Source organism: Pigmentiphaga sp. NML030171 (assembly GCF_002188635.1).
Lineage (GTDB): Bacteria > Pseudomonadota > Gammaproteobacteria > Burkholderiales > Burkholderiaceae_B > Pigmentiphaga > Pigmentiphaga daeguensis.
Window position 1 is genome coordinate 224842 of record NZ_NINX01000032.1, and the last position, 17091, is coordinate 241932.

Annotated in this window: 17 protein-coding genes and 1 pseudogene; 13 read left to right on the top strand and 5 right to left on the bottom strand. The window is 69.7% G+C overall.

Features of this window, described 5'->3' with window-relative positions:
* The first annotated feature begins 13 nt into the window (after positions 1–13).
* From CDO46_RS12150 to CDO46_RS12160, 3 genes are read left to right on the top strand one after another with little or no spacing between them, the layout of a single operon-like run.
* The gene (locus CDO46_RS12150; protein WP_254914592.1) at positions 14–1027 is read left to right on the top strand and encodes a tripartite tricarboxylate transporter substrate binding protein; all 1014 of its coding nucleotides are present in this window, start codon (positions 14–16) and stop codon (positions 1025–1027) included.
* Entirely contained in the window at positions 1027–2265 is a 1239-nt protein-coding gene (locus CDO46_RS12155; RefSeq protein ID WP_243724482.1) for a CaiB/BaiF CoA-transferase family protein, read from the top strand. The genes CDO46_RS12150 and CDO46_RS12155 overlap by 1 nt, the downstream gene beginning before the upstream one ends.
* Positions 2266–2290: 25 nt before the next feature.
* The gene (locus tag CDO46_RS12160; RefSeq protein WP_087838725.1) at positions 2291–3160 is read left to right on the top strand and encodes a CoA ester lyase; all 870 of its coding nucleotides are present in this window, start codon (positions 2291–2293) and stop codon (positions 3158–3160) included.
* Positions 3161–3194: 34 nt separating this feature from the next.
* Here the strand turns inward: CDO46_RS12160 and CDO46_RS12165 are convergent, their stop codons facing one another.
* The gene (locus tag CDO46_RS12165) at positions 3195–4352 is read right to left on the bottom strand and encodes a class I SAM-dependent methyltransferase (RefSeq protein WP_087838727.1); all 1158 of its coding nucleotides are present in this window, start codon (positions 4350–4352) and stop codon (positions 3195–3197) included.
* Between the two features lie 124 nt (positions 4353–4476).
* On the opposite strand from CDO46_RS12165, the gene CDO46_RS12170 reads away from it, so the two are divergent.
* The 10 genes from CDO46_RS12170 to CDO46_RS12215 all read left to right on the top strand — a co-directional run bounded on the left by CDO46_RS12170 (position 4477) and on the right by CDO46_RS12215 (position 13021).
* Entirely contained in the window at positions 4477–6621 is a 2145-nt protein-coding gene (locus CDO46_RS12170; protein ID WP_087838728.1) for a hypothetical protein, read from the top strand.
* 100 nt (positions 6622–6721) lie between these two features.
* Positions 6722–7534: an SDR family oxidoreductase gene (locus CDO46_RS12175; protein ID WP_087838730.1), complete on the top strand. Its 813-nt coding sequence runs from the start codon at positions 6722–6724 to the stop codon at positions 7532–7534.
* A gap of 8 nt (positions 7535–7542) precedes the next feature.
* Positions 7543–7941 carry a dihydroneopterin aldolase gene (gene folB / locus CDO46_RS12180; RefSeq protein ID WP_087838732.1) on the top strand — a complete coding sequence of 133 codons (399 nt, stop codon included), beginning with the start codon at positions 7543–7545 and terminating at the stop codon, positions 7939–7941.
* On the top strand, positions 7938–8912 hold the full coding sequence (ttcA, locus tag CDO46_RS12185; protein ID WP_087838733.1) for a tRNA 2-thiocytidine(32) synthetase TtcA: 975 nt from the start codon (positions 7938–7940) through the stop codon (positions 8910–8912). The genes folB and ttcA overlap by 4 nt, the downstream gene beginning before the upstream one ends.
* Positions 8909–9664, top strand: coding sequence for an ABC transporter ATP-binding protein (locus CDO46_RS12190; protein WP_087838734.1), 756 nt, complete (start codon positions 8909–8911; stop codon positions 9662–9664). The genes ttcA and CDO46_RS12190 overlap by 4 nt, the downstream gene beginning before the upstream one ends.
* Entirely contained in the window at positions 9661–10428 is a 768-nt protein-coding gene (locus CDO46_RS12195) for an ABC transporter permease (RefSeq protein ID WP_087838735.1), read from the top strand. Before CDO46_RS12190 ends, CDO46_RS12195 begins: the two co-directional genes overlap by 4 nt.
* Positions 10429–10513: 85 nt before the next feature.
* On the top strand, positions 10514–10801 hold the full coding sequence (locus CDO46_RS12200) for a CopG family ribbon-helix-helix protein (protein ID WP_087838736.1): 288 nt from the start codon (positions 10514–10516) through the stop codon (positions 10799–10801).
* On the top strand, positions 10798–11094 hold the full coding sequence (locus CDO46_RS12205; protein ID WP_217896308.1) for a type II toxin-antitoxin system RelE/ParE family toxin: 297 nt from the start codon (positions 10798–10800) through the stop codon (positions 11092–11094). Before CDO46_RS12200 ends, CDO46_RS12205 begins: the two co-directional genes overlap by 4 nt.
* Entirely contained in the window at positions 11091–12089 is a 999-nt protein-coding gene (locus CDO46_RS12210) for an ABC transporter substrate-binding protein (protein ID WP_087838737.1), read from the top strand. The genes CDO46_RS12205 and CDO46_RS12210 overlap by 4 nt, the downstream gene beginning before the upstream one ends.
* Before the next feature lie 29 nt (positions 12090–12118).
* Positions 12119–13021, top strand: a complete 903-nt coding sequence (locus tag CDO46_RS12215) for a LysR substrate-binding domain-containing protein (RefSeq protein ID WP_087838738.1) — start codon at positions 12119–12121, stop codon at positions 13019–13021.
* On the opposite strand, the gene CDO46_RS12220 is transcribed toward CDO46_RS12215, so the two are convergent.
* The 4 genes and pseudogenes from CDO46_RS12220 to CDO46_RS28365 form a co-directional block, all read right to left on the bottom strand.
* Positions 13018–13995 carry a tripartite tricarboxylate transporter substrate binding protein gene (locus CDO46_RS12220; protein ID WP_087838739.1) on the bottom strand — a complete coding sequence of 326 codons (978 nt, stop codon included), beginning with the start codon at positions 13993–13995 and terminating at the stop codon, positions 13018–13020. The genes CDO46_RS12215 and CDO46_RS12220 overlap by 4 nt on opposite strands.
* A 14-nt stretch (positions 13996–14009) precedes the next feature.
* Complete coding sequence (locus CDO46_RS28360) at positions 14010–14600, bottom strand: 2-hydroxychromene-2-carboxylate isomerase (protein WP_165963124.1); 591 nt, start codon at positions 14598–14600, stop codon at positions 14010–14012.
* The gene (locus CDO46_RS12230; protein WP_087838740.1) at positions 14597–16744 is read right to left on the bottom strand and encodes an acetate--CoA ligase family protein; all 2148 of its coding nucleotides are present in this window, start codon (positions 16742–16744) and stop codon (positions 14597–14599) included. The genes CDO46_RS28360 and CDO46_RS12230 overlap by 4 nt, the downstream gene beginning before the upstream one ends.
* A pseudogene (locus CDO46_RS28365) lies at positions 16728–17091 on the bottom strand (hypothetical protein); the annotation flags it as partial. The gene CDO46_RS12230 and the pseudogene CDO46_RS28365, both read right to left, overlap by 17 nt.

The window sequence follows — 17091 nt, forward strand, 5'->3', positions numbered from 1 at the left end:
ACTGGAGACACCCGTGAAGATCGTCCCGCCCGCCCCTGTCTCGCTCCTTTGCCGTCCCGGCCGCCGCGCCGCCTGCCTGGCCGTGGCACTGGCCTGCTGCGCCGGGCCGGCGCAGGTCCTGGCCCAGGAAGCCTTCCCGTCCCGCCCGATCACGCTGATCGTGCCCAACCCGCCCGGCGGCTCCAATGACGTGTTCGCCCGTGCGATCGGCAAGCGCCTGGGCGATGCGCTGGGCCAGCCGGTGGTGGTGGACAACAAGGCCGGCGCGGGCGGCAGCGTGGGGGCGGGGTTGGCGGCGCGCGCGCAGCCGGACGGCTACACGCTGCTGTTCGTGTCGTCCACCTATACGACCAATGCGGCCATCCAGACCAGCCTGCCGTTCGATGCGGTGCACGCGTTCGCGCCGGTCGCCATGGTGGCCAAGGGGCCGATGATCCTGACGGTGAACAACGAACTGCCGGTCAAGACGCCGCAGGACCTGCTCGCGTTGGCGAAAAACCAGCCCGGCAAGCTGAACTACGCCAGCTCGGGCGTGGGCAGCATCAATCACTTCGCCACCCACCAGTACGCCCAGGTGGCGGGCGTGCAGATGACGCACGTTCCCTACAAGGGCATGGCGCCGGCCATCAACGACCTGATCGGCGGGCATATCCAGGTGCTGATCGCCAGCGGACCGTCCATCCTGCCCACCGTGAAGGCGGGCAAGGTACGCGCGCTGGGCGTGACCAGCGCCACGCCTTCGGCGGTCGCGCCCGGGCTTGCGCCGCTGGCCGCCAACGGCGCGCCGGGCTACGAATCGGGCCTGTGGTGGGGCATCCTGGCTCCCGCCGGCACGCCGGCCTCCGTCGTGGCTCGCCTGAACACCGAGATCAATCGTATCCTGGGCCTGGACGAGATCAAGGACCTGCTGCTGCGCGAAGGCGCCGAGCCCGACCCCAAGACGCCGGACGCATTCGGCGCCCAGTTGCGGGGCGACATCGAGCAATGGCGGCGCGTCGCCCGGCAGGCGAACATCAAGGCGGAGTGATGGCATCGTTGAAACAACGCGGTTACGAGCCCGACGCCGGCGGCCCGCTGTCGGACGTGCGCATCCTGGACCTGTCGCGGCTGGTGGCGGGCAATACGCTCACCCAGGTGCTGGCGGACTTCGGCGCCGACGTGGTCAAGGTGGAAAGCCCGGACGGCGACACGCTGCGCGCCTGGCGCACCCAGGACGTGGACACCAACTGGAAGCTGTACGCGCGCAACAAGAAAAGCCTGGGCCTGGACCTGCGCCAGCCGGCGGCGCGCGAGCTGCTGCTGGAGCTGGCGGAAAAGGCCGCGGTGCTGGTCGAGAGCTTCAAGCCCGGCGTGCTGGAAGCCATGGGCCTCGCACCCGACGTGCTGCTGGCGCGCAATCCGCGCCTGGTCGTGGTGCGCATCTCGGGCTGGGGCCAGACCGGCCCCTATCGCGGCCGCCCCGGCTTCGGCACCCTGGTCGAGGGCATCTCGGGCTTCGCCGCCATGAACGGTTTCGCCGACCGCGAGCCGGTGCTGCCGCCCATGTACCTGGCCGACACGGTGGCCGGGCTGTACGGCGTGGCGGGGCTGCTGATCGCGCTGCGCGAGGTCGAGGTCAACGGCGGGCAAGGGCAGGTGATCGACCTGCCCCTGCTCGACCCGCTGTTCGCGGTGCTGGGCCCGCAGGCCGCCAATTACCGCCTGACCGGACGCATCAAGCCGCGCACCGGCAGCCGGTCCACCAATTCCGGTCCGCGCAACGCCTATCGCTGCAAGGACGGCCTGTACGTGGGCCTGTCGGCCTCGACCCAGAAGATGGCCGAACGCCTGTTCGTCTCCATCGGCCGGCCCGACCTGGTCGAGGATCCCCGCTACCGTACCAACGCCGACCGCGTGCGCCACGCCGAGGAACTCGACGCCATCATCGGCGCCTTCATCGCACGGCGCACGCAGGCCGAGAACGTCCGCTTCTTCGAAGAGGCGCAGGTCACCATCGGCCCCATCTACGACATCTCGCAGATCGTGGACGATCCGCACTTCGTCGACCGCGAGATCCTGGCCGACTATCCCGATCCCGATATGGGCGCCTTCCCCATGCATCACGTGGTGCCGCGCATGAGCGGCACGCCCGGCGCGATCCGCACACCGGCTCCGGCCATCGGCCAGCACAACCGCGAGGTGCTGGCCGCGCTGGGCGTGGACGACGGGCGCTACCAGGCACTGGTGCGGGACGGCGCCGTGCACCAGGAAAACGAGGACCGTTGACGGTCCCGCCTTCAAGAGACCCGCCATGCGCAGCAAACTCTTCGTTCCCGGCTCCCGCCCCGAACTTTTCGCCAAGGCCCTGGCCGGCGACGCCGATGCGCTGTCCTTCGACCTGGAGGACTCGGTGCAGCCCGATCGCAAGCACGAGGCGCGCGCGGCCGTCGCTGCCTTTCTCGCGTCGTCGGCCGCCGGCACCGGCAAGCGCATGGTCGTGCGCATCAATGCCTGGAATACGCCGCATTTCGGCGCCGACCTGGACGCGGTGGCGCTGCCGGCGCTGGACCTGGTCAACCTGCCCAAGGCCGAATCCCCCCGAGCCATCCAGGCCACGGCGCAGCGGCTGGACGAGATCGAGCGCGCGCGGGGCATTGCCCGGCCGATCGGCATCCTGGTCAACATCGAGACGCCCGAGGCCCTGGCTCGGGCCGCGGAACTCGCCGGCTCCCATCCGCGCGTGGCGGGCCTGCAGGTCGGGCTGGGCGACCTGTTCGAAGACCTGGGCGTCGACCGGCGCGACAGCGCCGCCGTGCACCACGTCCTGCTGGCCATACGGCTGGCCGCCGGCCGGGCCGGCGTCTGGGCCTGCGACGGCGCCTATGCCGACATCGCCGACCGCGCGGGCTACCTGGCCGAGGCGCACATGGCCCGGCGGCTGGGCTACGTGAGCAAGAGCTGCATCCACCCCAGCCAGGTGGCGATGGCCAACGAGGCGTTCCGGCCCACGGACGAGGAAGTCCGGCACGCGGCACGGGTACTGCAGGCCGAGCAGGACGCCGCGCGCGCCGGCCTGGGCGCCTTCACGGTGGACGGCCGCATGGTGGACGCGCCCTTCATCCGCCGCGCGCGCGCCATCATGGACACGGCACGCCGCCTGGGCCTGGCGACCGCCTCCTAGGGCCTGTTCACGCTAAAAGGCGCCCGCACGGGCTCTAGAGCGTATGGCTGCGGTCGCCCCGGCCGAAGCCCGACAGCGGCCGGTCCAGGCCGCTGCCCACGGCCAGCACCTTGAACAGCTCGCCCATCTCGGCCGGCGACAGCAGTTTCTGCACCGGCGCCACCGCCTGCGCATAGGCGGCCGCGTCCGCCGGATCCAAGCGCGACAGCAGCTCCATCAACCCGGCGTTCATCAGGAAGCCGGCCTGCGAGGCATAGCCCAGCACCTCCAGCCCGCCCTCGGCCGCCGCCTCGGCCATGGCGGTGAAATCGACGTGGGCGGTGATGTCCTGCACGCCCACGGCGACGAGCGGATCGGCGTGCGCCACGTGCCGCAGGTGGCACATCAGCGTGCCCTCCATGCGCTGCGGGTGGTAGTACTCGGCGCGCGAGAAGCCATAGTCGATCAGCAGCGCCGCGCCCGCCCGCAGCCACGCCCCCATGCCGCGCACGAAGGCCTCGCCCCGCGGGTTGATCTCGGACACGTAGCCCGGCAGCGGCGGCATTCTCGATGAAACGGCCTCGGCCAGGTCGGCCGGCGCGGCGCGGTCCCGCCAGACGAAGCGCGCGTTCTCGTCCAGGGCCACGCCGCGCTCCGCCAGGCCGCCTTCGGTCCAGCGGAACAGCCGCACGGGCATGGCGTCGAGCACCTCGTTGGCCACCACGCAGCCGGTAAAGGCGGCCGGCAGCACATCGAGCCATGCCACACGGTCGCCGTAGGCGGCCAGCCGGGCGCGCTGGCGATCGCGCAGGTCGGCCGAGACCTCCACGATGCGGTAGCGCGCCGCCACGCCCAGTTCGTCCAGCGCCGCCAGCATCCCCGCCGCCAAGGCGCCGGTGCCGGCGCCGAACTCCAATACCTCGATGCCGCCGCAGGCCTCGAGCACCTCGGCCACCTGGCGCGCCAAGGTCTGCGCAAACAGCGGCGTCAGCTCGGGCGCGGTCACGAAATCCCCGGACGGATGCCGTCCCCCTTCGGCCAGCTTGGCGCTGCCGGCGGCGTAGTAGCCCAGGCCGGGCGCATAAAGGGCCTGCTCCATCCATCGATCGAACGGCAGCCAGCCTCCGGCGCCGCGTATCTGCGCGGCAAGATGGTCGGCAACCAGGCGGGAATGGGCGCTGGACGCGGGGTCGAGATCGGGAAGCTTGCTCATGCCGCCATTTTCCCATGACTGCGCGCCGCAACCGGCGGACTGCCTTGCGAATACCCACTTGTAGGGATCCCGCCCCTGCGGCGGCGCTGATAGGCTGATCCGTCCCTCGTACGAACCAGATCCCATGGATAGACGTCATTTCCTGAACACCGCCGCCGCGAGCGGCATGCTGGCTTGGCTGTCCGGCTGCGGCGGCAGCGGCGCCATCGTGGCCGACCAGATCGAGTACCGCTACGGCCTCGACATGCTGCCCCAATCCCCGGCGATCGATCCCGACCTGCTGGCCGCGCCCACGCCGGGCCAGAGCTTCTCGGTATCGGTCATGATCGGCGATGCCCCGCAAGCCGGCGTGCAGGTACAGGTCTACGACGTCCGCGACATCCTGGTGGACAGCGGCACCACCGATGCCGCGGGCACATTCGTGTCCACCGCGGAAGGCCGCAATTTCCTGGTGGCCGTGGCCGACACCGCCCAGGGGCGGCTGTACGGGTTCGAATACAACTTCGGGACGAAGATCCAGCCCGTGATCGACGTCAACCTCCTGCCGACCGTCCTGGCCAGGCTTTACGAGCGCACCCGCCTGTCTCTGGCCGGCATCGATTTCGTGATGAAGAAGTTCTTCGGCGTCGACGCCTGGATCCTGCTGTCGGACCTCGGCCCGACGGGCAGCGCGCTGGACCAGGCCAGGCTCGCGCAGCGCGCCCAGGCTTCGGGCCTGGGGCTGCAAGGCTACCTCGACGCGCTCGTCGACGGCATGGCCCAAGGCATCGCCGACGGCTTCGCCACGAACTACGACACGCTGTCCGGCTACGGCGCCCGGCGTTCCGCGCGATCGGCGGCCGGGGCGCCGGACGAATGCGGCGGCACGCCACGGTACGACGACCTCATCGACGAAAACATCCCCGACGAGTTGAAGGAGCTGGTCAACCGCCACTGGACCAAGGCCGCCAAGTGGGCCCTCGGCTTCGCCGTCAAGAAAGGCGCGAGCGCCATCGGCGTGCCCATCATCGGCACCGTGGGCGACCTGATCCTGGAGCAGCTTTTTCCCTCCTCCGACCCCGTCAAGGAAACCCTGGCGGAAATCAAGGCGCAGTTGCGCGACCTGTCCGCCAACATCCAGCAGATCCTGCAACGGCTGGACAAGGCAGAGTTCAATCGCAGCTTCGACGAAGTGCGCAGCGTATTCAACGCCTTCGACGCGATCTCCATCTCGATAAACCGCACCTCCGGCAACTACGAGCGCGGCGCGATTTCGCTGGAAGACTACTCGGCCGACATGCTCAGGCACTGCAACGACCTGGTGGCCCGGGACGCGCAACTGGTCGAAGCCTACAACCGCTTTGTCGGCCTGCGTTCATTCCTCGATGCCGGCGTGCTCACCCGCTGGATGGAGTACATGGGCAAGGGCCGCTATTACTCCGCCCTGGTCCAGAAGCAATACACCGACCTGCTCGATTACTTCCAGCAGTGGAACACCCTGTGCTACGCCTACCTGATCAATGCCCATGAGTCGATCGAGAAGCTCACCGGCAAGAAGGTCAACGCCGCGACCGTGCTGCGGCTGAACCAGTTGCTGGAAGCCTCCGCCATCAACCTGGAAAAGCTGCGCCCTCGGTACCTGGGCAGCCGCCGCCAGCTCATCGATCTGCGTCACGGCCTCACCTGGGTTGGCCGCTGCACGGCCACCGACCAGGTGGATGCCATGATGCCCGCGGCGCAGAGCCAGGCATTCCGGCTGCCCGGCCATCTCGACCTGCCCAGGGAGATGCGCAACACCTACGTCGATCCGTGCTCGCCCGACGACATGCCGCCCGGATGGTCGGCGGCCATCGGCGAAGACCTGATCGCCCGGTTCTCCTGGCGGCTGCCCAGCGCGGCCGAGCTCAACAGCTCGTTCGCCACCGTCATCCGCGAGCGCTACGGCAAGGCATTCAACTTCCAGACTTTCGCCGACGAGTTCAATCTATCCGACAGCACCGGCTTCTGCCGCGTGTCCCAGCCCGCCGTACCCATCGACGCCGTCGTGCTGCGAGACCCCATCGAGGGCGCGGGCCGCCGGCCCGTCGATGGCGGCAGGGGCTTTCAGCTGAGCCTGTACGACCTGGGCAAGCTGGCCTCTTACAAGCGGACGGCCTATGCGCAACCGGACAGCGGCCGGTTGCTGGGCGGCGAATACTATTTCTTCCCCGTGGCCGACATACCGCAGGAAACCCTGGCCAAATACCTTCCCTGGTCCGTCTATCAGGCGGCCGAGGACCTGAACCTGTAAACCACCCGCCTGCTCCCCCGGCCCTGGCCGGGCGGAGAGCGCGGCCAGGCGGCTCCTTGCTAAAATCCCCGTTTTGCCGCCTTTCCGGACCCGACTCGCCATGCGCGAAGCGCGCCCTTCCTCTTCCCGCCCCGTCGTCCTGGTCACCGGCGCCGCCCGCCGCATCGGCCGGGAAATCGCGCTGGCCTTCGCCCGCGCTGGCTGGGACGTGGCCGTGCACTATGCGACCTCGCGCGACGCCGCGCTGGAAACCTGCGACGCCCTGCGGGCCCTGGGCGTCCGCGCCGAGGCCCATGCCTGCGACCTGGCCGACCCGGCCGCCGCCGAAACGCTGGTCCCCGCCGTCCGGACAGGATTCGGACGCGTGGACGCGCTGGTCAACAATGCCTCCACCTTCGAATACGACGACGTCGCCTCGTTCGACACCCGGCTGCTCCAGACCCACCTGCTGCCCAACCTGGTAGCGCCCGTGATCCTGGCGCGCGCGCTGGCCGCCGACGTGGCGCGGCGCGGTCCGGACGCCCGCGGGGCGGTGGTCAACCTGCTGGACCAGAAGCTCTGGAACTACAACCCGGACTTCTTCTCCTACACGCTGAGCAAGGCCGCCCTGGAAGCCGCCACGACCATGCTGGCCCAGGCGCTGGCGCCGGCGGTGCGGGTGGTGGGCGTGGCGCCCGGGCTGACCATGATCAGCCATATGCAGACGCCCCAGCAGTTCGCGCAGACCCATGCGATGTCGCCGCTGGGCCATGCCAGCCGCCCCGAGGACATCGCCCAGGCGGTCCTGTTCGCGGCGCAGAACCGCTCGATCACCGGCACGACGCTGCTGGTCGACGGCGGACAGCACCTGGTCGGCTTCGACCGCGACTTCAGCATGATGAACCCGCCGGCGGGCGCCGCCGGCCAGACTTGAGTAAAACCATGGGCACACGCCGCATTTTCTTCAACCGCCTGGCCATCGATGCGCAGATCGGCATACTGGACCACGAACGCGGCGCCACCCAGCCCCTGCACGTGGACGCCGAGATCGACCTTGAGGGCGTGGACATGCCGGCCCATGACGGCATCCAGGAAGTGCTGGACTATCGCCGGCTGCGCGAGTGCATCATCGACGAGTGCACGCGCACCCACGTCAACCTGATCGAAACCCTGTGCGACCGGCTGGCCGCGCGGCTGCTGGCCCAATTCCCCGAGATCCGCGACGTGCGACTGCGCGTCGCCAAGCCCCAGGCCTTCGCCGACTGCGCGGCCGTCGGCATCGAGGTGTCGGCCACCCGGGCCCCCGGGGACGGCGCGCAGCGCCATGGAGCGCCGACATGAACGCCATCGTATCGCCCCTTCCGGATACCGCCGACGCGGGCCGCGCGCGGCTCAAGCAGGAACGCGAGCGCAACAAGCTGGAAAAACGGCTGATGCGCGAGGCCGGCCGCGCCATCGGCGACTTCAACATGATCGAGGCGGGCGACCGCGTAATGGTGTGCCTGTCGGGCGGCAAGGACTCCTACGGCATGCTCGACATCCTGCTCAAGCTGCGCGAGCGGGCACCCATCGACTTCGACATCGTCGCCGTCAACCTCGACCAGAAGCAGCCCGGCTTCCCGGACGACGTGCTGCCGCGCTACCTGACCGAACTGGGCGTGCCCTTCCACATCGAGACCCAGGACACCTATTCCATCGTCACCCGCATCATTCCCGAGGGCAAGACGATGTGCTCGCTCTGTTCGCGGCTGCGGCGCGGCATCCTGTACCGCGTCGCCGACGAACTGAAGGCGACCAAGATCGCGCTGGGCCACCACCGCGACGACATACTGGCCACGTTCTTCATGAACATGTTCTACGGCGGACAGTTGAAGAGCATGCCGCCCAAGCTGGTGTCGGACGACGGCCGCCACACGGTGATCCGGCCGCTGGCCTACATCAAGGAAGACGACCTGGTCGCCTACGCGCAATGGAAGGCCTTCCCCATCATCCCGTGCAACCTGTGCGGCTCGCAGGAAAACCTCAAGCGCAAGGAAGCCGGCCGCCTGATCGACGAATGGGAACGGGCCTTCCCCGGGCGGATCGAGAACATCTTCAACGCCCTGTCGCGCGTGACGCCCTCGCACCTGCTCGACCGCGGCCTGTTCGACTTCGCCAACCTCCGGCCGACCGGCGTGCCCGACCCGGAAGGCGACACGGCCTTCGACCACGTCGATCCGCAACCCTCGTCCGCCAGCGCGTGCGGCGACGAGACCGGCGAACCCCTGGCCGAACGCACCGTGCGCTTCTTCCGCGACGGCGCCACGCATTGAACGCCACGCCGGTCCTGGAGGCCCGAGGCGTCGCCCGCCGCTTTCCCAACGGCGTGGACGCCCTGTCGCCGATCGACCTGACCGTGCGCGCGGGCGAGTTCGTGACCTTGCTGGGCCCGTCCGGCTGCGGCAAGACGACCCTGCTGCGCATCTTCGCCGGACTGGATATGCCCACCGCCGGCACCCTGCGGCGGCACGGCGACGTCGACGACCTGTCCTACGTGTTCCAGGATGCCACGCTGATGCCCTGGGCCTCGGTGGCCGCCAACGTGCGGCTGCCGCTGGACCTGGAACGCGGCCCGCGCCGTCTGCCCATGCAAGCGCGGCGCGGCCGGGTGCGCGAGGCGCTGGAACGGGTGGGGCTGACCGATTTCGACACCGCGCGCCCCAGCGAGCTGTCCGGCGGCATGCGCATGCGCGTGTCCATCGCCCGCGCGCTGGCGACCGAGCCCAGCCTGCTGCTGATGGACGAACCCTTCGGCGCGCTGGACGACATCACCCGCCAGCACCTGGACGATGAACTGCTGGGCCTGGCCGCGCGTCAGAAGCTGACCGTGGTGTTCGTGACCCACAGCATCTTCGAGGCCGTCTACCTGTCGAGCCGCGTCATCGTCCTGTCGCGCCGGCCCGGCCGCATCGTGGCCGACATTCCCATCGAGGCCCCCACCCGCGACGCCGCCTTCCGCGTCTCGCCCGCCTTCGCCATGCAGGCCGCGCGCCTGCAGGCCGCGCTGCTGGAGGGACAGCGATGAACACCTGGCTGCGCCTGGGCGCCCCCGTCGTGGTCGCGCTGATCGTGATCGCGCTGTGGCAGGCCCTGGTGCGCGCGTTCGACGTCCCCGTCTACCTGGTGCCCGCACCGATGGACGTGGCCCAGGCACTGGTGCGGGACTGGGACCTGCTGTCCGGCTCGCTCTGGGTCACCCTGGAGATCACCGGCCTCGCGCTGCTGGCCGCCACCGTGCTGGGCGTGCTGCTGGCTTTCCTGTTCGTGCAGAGCCGCGTCATCGAAGCCAGCCTCTTCCCCTATGCGGTGCTGCTCCAGGTCACGCCCATCGTGGCGGTCGCGCCGCTCATCATCATCTGGGTCAAGCACACCCTGGTGGCGCTGACCCTGTGCGCCACCATCGTCGCGATCTTCCCCATCATCAGCAACACGGTGCTGGGACTGCGCAGCATCGACCCCGGCCTGCTCGACTTCTTCCGCCTGAAGCGGGCCAGCCGCTGGCAGATCCTGTGGCGGCTGCGCCTGCCCTCGGCCCTGCCGGCCTTCTTCGGCGGCCTGCGCATCGCCTGCGGCCTGGCCCTGATCGGCGCCGTCGTGGCCGAATTCGTCGCCGGCACCGGCGGCTCGCAAACCGGCCTGGCCTACCAGATCCTGCAGGCCGGCTACCAGATCAACATCCCCCGCCTGTTCGCCGCGCTGCTGCTCATCACCGTGGCCGGCGTGGTGCTGTTCGCGGCGATGACGCTGTTGTCGCGCGTCGTGCTGCGGGGCTGGCACGAGATGCGGTAGGCCATCCAGGATCTGCCGGTCCTGTTTTCGCCACGCCTCATGTGCTACCCTGTACTTATCATGTAACACATCGGGGAGCAACGCCATGAGCGAAGCAACCTTTACGTTCAGGGTCGATGAGTCGCTGAAGACCGCTTTCGCCACCGCGGCCAAGGCTCGCGACCGGACCGGCGCCCAACTTCTACGCGACTTCATGCGCGAGTTCGTGCAGCAACAACAGGAAGCGGCCGAACATGACGCCTGGTTCCGCCGCGAAGTGAAAGCCGGGCAGGACTCCGCGAATGGCGGTCGTCTGGCACCGGCCGCCGAGGTCGAAACCCGATTCGCAGCCCGTCGGGCTGCCACGCGCCGCCGGCTTGAACAGCCAGAATGATCCAACTGTATTGGACGTTCGAGGCCATAGGGGACCGTGAAGCGATCTATGACTACATCGAGGCCGACAACCCTGTCGCCGCACTCGCCCTCGACGAACTATTCGAAGAAAAATCCGGCCGCCTGGTCGACCACCCGGACGTGGGCCGGCCCGGCCGTGTCGCCGGCACCCGGGAACTCGTCGTACACAGGCACTATGTGTTGGTTTATGACATGACCGGCGAGAAAATACGTGTACTGCGTGTACTGCACGCGGCCCGGCAATGGCCACCATCCAAGGAGCGAGGCATATGAAAAACACCCCCATGGCGAGCCTCCTGGCCGCCCTGCCCCTGGCCCTGGCCTTCCAGGCCCACGCCCACGCCCAGGCCCCCGCGCCCGCCGACAAGCTCGTCTTCGGCTCGAACTGGTACGCCCAGGCCGAACACGGCGGCTTCTACCAGGCCCTGACCGAAGGCACGTACAAGAAGCACGGGCTGAACGTCACCATCAAGATGGGCGGCCCGCAGATCAACGTGCTGCAACTGCTGCTGGCCGGCCAGTACGACGTCGCCATGGGCGACGACCTGCAGACCTACAAGGCCGTGGAACAAGGCCTGCCGCTGGTCACGGTGGCCACCACCTTCCAGCAGTCGCCCACCGTCCTGGTTTCCCACCCCGGCCCCAAGACCCTGGGCGACTTGAAGGGCAAGACCCTGTACATCGGCCAGGCCAGCGAAACCACCTACTGGCCCTGGCTCAAGACCAAGTACGGCTTCACCGACGCCCAGAAGAAGCCCTATACCTTCTCGGTCCAGCCCTTCCTGGTGGACAAGAACTCCGCCGTGCAGGGCTACCTGGCGTCCGAGCCCTACACCATCGAGACCCAGGGGGGCTTCAAGCCCACCGTGTTCCTGCTGGGCACCTACGGCTACCCCCCGTATGCACAGACCATCGTGGCCACCAAGTCGGGGCTGGATGCGAAGAAGGACGCGATCCGCCGCTTCGTCGAGGCCAGCGCCGAGGGCTGGAAGAGCTACCTGAAGAATCCCGCCCCCGGCAACGCGCTGATCCTGAAGGACAACCCGCAGATGACGAAGGCGCTGCTGGACTACGGCGTCAAGGCGCTGCGCGACGCGCGGCTGGTCGACGGCGGGGACGCCAGGACGCAGGGCCTGCTGACCATGACCGACGCGCGCTGGAAGAAGACCTATGAATTCATGGTGCGCGAGAAGCTCTTGAGTCCCAAGGTCGATTACCGGTCGGCGTTCACGACCGACATCGTCGACCAGGTCCATGTGCTGCCCTGAGCCGCGCGGCGTTCCGGCGCGGACCGGCCATGCATAGCGACGAGCTCGACTGCTTCTACCAGGTCGCCCTGTGCGGCGGCATACGCAAGGCTTCCGAGCGGCTGGACCTCGCGCCCTCGGTCGTGAGCCGGCAGATCGGCCGCCTGGAATCGGAACTGCAGATCAAGCTGTTCGACCGCAACAGCCGCAACATGACCCTGACGCCGGCGGGCCAGGTCTACCTGAACTACGTCGAGAGCCTGCGCCAGAACCGCAAGCTGGTGCTGGAGGAACTGGACGCGCTCAAGGGACTGCGCACGGGGCATGTGAAGCTGCGCACGATAGAGGGCCATGCCGCCGAACTGGCAGCGTCCACGATCGCGACCTTCCGCCGGCAGTACCCCGGCATCACCTTCGAGCTTGCCATGGATGGCAGCGACCAGATCATGGCGGCCATCGAGGCGGGACGGGCCGACATCGGCATCGCCCTGTCGCCGCGCGCGGCCAGCGCGGTCGAATGTGCCGTCCGCCTGCCTGCGCCGCTGTGCGCGGTGGTCTGGCCCGGCCATCCCCTGGCCGGACGGGCCTCGGTATCGATGGCCGAGCTGCTGGCCTATCCGCTGGCGCTGCCGCCGCCGGACACCGGCATCCGGCACCTGCTGGACGCGGTGGCCCGCGTCGACAAGCTGGAGCTGGCGCCGGCCCTGGTCACCAGTTCGATCGCGGCGATGCAGGCCTTCGTGCGCGACCAGGGCGGCGTGGCGATCCTGCTGGGCCTGTCCCTGAGCCGGCAGGGACCCGGCGCCCAGGTGGTGGGCGTACCCTTGTCCGACCCGCTGCTGGGCCGCACCGCGCTCGAGATCTGCGTGCTGGGCAGGCGCCGGTTGACGCCGGCGGTCAACGCCTACCTGCGCCACCTGCGCGCCCACGTCGAGGGCGGGAACAGGCCCTAATCCAGCGTCACGCCGGCGCGCTTGATGAAGCCGCTCCACTTCTCGGTGTCCTTGCGGACGAACTCGGCCAGCTCCTGCGGCGAGCTGGTCGCCAGTTCCGCGCCCTGCTCGGACAGGCGGCGCATGACTTCCGGCGACTGCAGGCTGGCCACCACGGTATCGTGCAGGACCTTGACCACCGGCTGGGGAATGCCGGCCGGCCCCATCACCGCGTACCACAGCGAAGCATCGAAGCCCTGCAGGCCCGCCTCGGCCAGCGTGGGCAGCTCGGGCAGCACCGCCGAGCGCTTGGGCGTGGTCACCCCGATGGCGCGCAGCGCGCCGCTGCGGATGTGGGGCAGCATGGTGGGCAGGCTCTCGAAGGCCATCTGCACGCGGCCGGCCAGCAGGTCCACCACCGCCGGCGCCGTGCCCTTGTACGGCACGTGCGCGGTCTGCACGCCGGCCAGCTGGTTGAACATCACGCCCGACAGGTGCTGGATGGAACCCGCGCCCACCGACGAGAAGTTCAGCTTGTTCGGGTTGGCCTTGGCGTAGGCGATGAGTTCCTTCAGGTTGTGCGCCGGCACCGAGGGATGGATGACGAGCACGTTGGCCACGGTCGCCACCAGCGTGATGGGCGTGAAGTCCTTGACCGGATCGTAGGTCAGCTTGCTGTAGATGGCCGGGGCCGTCGCATGCGTGGCGGCGCTGGCCAGCGTCAGGGTGTAGCCGTCGGGCGCTGCCCGCGCGACCTGGGCGGTGCCGATGGTGCCGGTGGCGCCGGGCCGGTTCTCCACGACCACGGGCTGTCCCAGGCGGCTGGCCAGTTGCTCGGCCAGCGCGCGCGACAGGATGTCGTTGCCGCCGCCCGCGGTCCACGGCGATATCCACTGGATGGGCTTGGCCGGGTAGGCCTGGGCGCTGGCGCCTTGCCAGCCGAGCAGGCCGGCCGCCAGCAGGATGAAAGCGGATAGTTTCCTTGCAGGATTCATGATGGGTTCCTTAGTCAAACAAGCGCCCGCCGCACGAAATCCAGGCGATCCTGTCCGAAGAACAGTTCACCGTCGATGACGAAGCTCGGTACGCCGAATATCCCGTTGGCCAGCGCCTCGCGGGTATGGTCCTCGAACAGGCCGCGGCAGGACGGCCCGCCCCCCTCGGCCACCAGCGCGCGGCCGGGATAGCCGGCCTCGTCGGCGATCCGGACCAGCGTCTCCGGGTCGGAGATGTCCAGGTCGCGTACCCACACCCCGGCCAGGATGGCCTGCGCCAGCGGCCAAACGGGCAGCCCCGCGCGCTCGGCGGCCAGGACGGAACATGCCGCCAGCGACTCGTCCACGGGATGATGCCGCGGCTGGTCGTTGATCGGCATGCCCAGGTGCCGCGCCCAGCGCGTGCGCTCGACGCCGCGGTAGGCCCGGCGCGAGGGATGCAGGCCCGCCAGCGGCGCGCCGCCGGTTTCCCGGAACACGCGCAAGAGGTCGATGGGGCGATAGACGATACGGGTGTCCGTCTCGGCGGCCAGTTCGTGAAGCCTCGGCCCGGCCAGGTAGACCCAGGGCGACAGCAGCGAGAAATAGAAGGTCAGGGTCTTCACGCGTGGCCTCCATCTTCCGGTTCGCGGGTCAGCAGCACGGCGTCGAGCGCCGCGGCGCCGCGGCCGGCCTCGAACACCCGGAAAGGATTGATGTCGATGGACGCGATGCGGTCGGCGTGCCGGTGCGCGAATACCGACAGGCGCACGATGGCGCGGACCAGCGCGTCCAGGTCGGCGCGGGGCCGGCCGCGCGCGCCGTCCAGCAGCGGAAAGGCCTTGAGCTCGCGCACCATCCGCATCGCGCCCTCCGCGTCGACCGGCGCGATGCGCAGCGATACGTCGTCCAGCAATTCGGCGTAGATGCCTCCCATCCCGACCATCACCACCGGGCCGAACACGGGATCGCGCTGCACGCCCAGGATCATTTCCACGCCGTCGGGCGCCATGGGCGCGAGCAGCATGCCGTCGATGCGCGCCCGCGGCGCGGCCTGTGCGACGCGTTCGCGCATGGCGGCCCAGGCCTCGCGCAGCCCCGCCTCGTCGGCGATATCCAGCGCCACGCCTCCCGCCTCGCTCTTGTGCACGATGTCGGGCGACAGCACCTTGAGCGCCACGGGATAGCCCAGCTCCCACGCGGCCGCGCAGGCCGCGTCCGGATCGGCCACCGTCCGCTCGGGCAGCACGGGAATCCCCACCCTGGCCAGGACTTCCTTGGCCGCATGCTCGTTGGCCGCCTCCAGCGCGGGGAAATGCGGCACGCGCGGCAGGCTGGCCAGGTCGGCCGGCCCGGGGCTGGGACGCGACAGCGCGCGCAGCGCGGACAGCGCCCGGATCGCGCGGGACGCATCCTCGATCATCAGGTACCCGTGCTCGGCCAGTTCGTCCTGCAGCGCCTGCGGCGCCAGCATGGACAACACCAGGGCCGGCTCGGGGAACTCGCGGCGCAGGTCCGCGAAGATCTCGGCCAGCGGCTGCTGCAGCGGCGGCGAATACGGCATCGCGGTCAGGAAGAACACCACCGCCTCGTAGCGCCCCTCGCGCAGCATCGTGCGCAGGAAGCGCCGGAACAGCGCCATGTCGCTCCAGATCTGCGCCGTGCCATCCACCGGATTGCGCACGGCGGCCAGCGGCAGCATGGCGCGCAGTTCATCCTGCGCCGGCTGCGGCAGCGGCACCATGTCCAGCTTCTCGTGCTCGGCAACGTCGGCCATCAGCACGCCCACGCCCCCCGACACCGTGAATACCCCCACCCGGCCTTCGGTGATGCGCTTGCCGCTGCCCGCGGCGTAGGCGGCATCGAAGAAGGACTCGATGGAATCGGCGCGATGCACGCCGTACTGGCGGAACAGGCTGTCGAAGACGCGATCGTTGCCGGCCAGCGCGCCCGTGTGCGACTGCGCCGCCGCCCGGCCCACGTCCGAGCTGCCCGCCTTGACCATGACCACGCGCTTGCCGCGCTCGCGCGCCAGCGCCAGCGCGTGCACCAGCCGGTCGGGGCTGCGGCAGCCTTCCATGTAGCCCATGATGACGTCGGTCTCGTCGTCGCGCGCGAAGTGGGCCAGGCAGTCGGCCATCTCGACGTCGCACTCGTTGCCGGTGGTCACCCACGCGCCCAGCGGCAGCCCGCGGCGGCGGGCCATCACCAGCGCCTGGCCGCCGAACGCGCCGCTCTGGCTGACCAGCGCGGTGCGGCCCAGGCGCGGCAGTCCCAGGTCCACCATGAAGGCGAAGCTGGCGATCATGCCGATGCGGAAGTTCATCACACCCATGCAGTTCGGGCCGATGATGCGCATGCCGCTCTCGCGCGCCAGCGCCGACAGCCGGGCCTGCATGGCGGCGCCTTCGGGACCGACTTCCGCGAAGCCGGCGCTGAACACCGTCATCGCCTTCACCCCGCGGTCGGCGCAGGCCTGCGCGGCCTCCAGCACCGCCGAGGCCGGCAGCGCCACGACGGCATGGTCCACGCCCCACGGCAGTTCGGCCACGCTGCGCAGGGCCGGCAGCCCCTGCACCTCGCCGCCCCTCGGATTCACCGGCAACAGGGTCCCGCCATAGCCGTGCGCCTTCAGGAACTTGATGGGACGCCCGCCTATCTTCAGCGGATCGGCCGAGGCTCCCAGCACGGCGATCGAGGCCGGGGAGAACAACGGGTTCAGGGAGCCGGCCGCGTGCTCGCGGACGGGGGATTCAATGCGGTCCAGCATGGTGCAGGGGTCCTCCGGACAGGGCGGGAAAGCCACAGTCCTTGACGGCGATGACATCGATGAATTCGGCGCGGGGCGCCAGGCCCTCGGCCAGGCAGGCGCGCGCGGCCTCTGTCCAGGCGGCATAGGGCGGCACGGGCTCGCCCGCGGCGCGCAGCCTGCGGGCGATGCGGGCGCGCGTGGCGGCATCGGGCGCATCGGCGGCCTTGGCCAGCGCGCGCTCGGCGAAGAACAGGTGCAGCAGGGCCCGGGCCTGCGGGCCCGCGGCCAGTTGCGCGAAACGCTCGCGCTCGGCCTCGCAGCCCCGCTCGAAGGGCAAGGCCGGCGCGGCCAGGATCAGGTCGCCG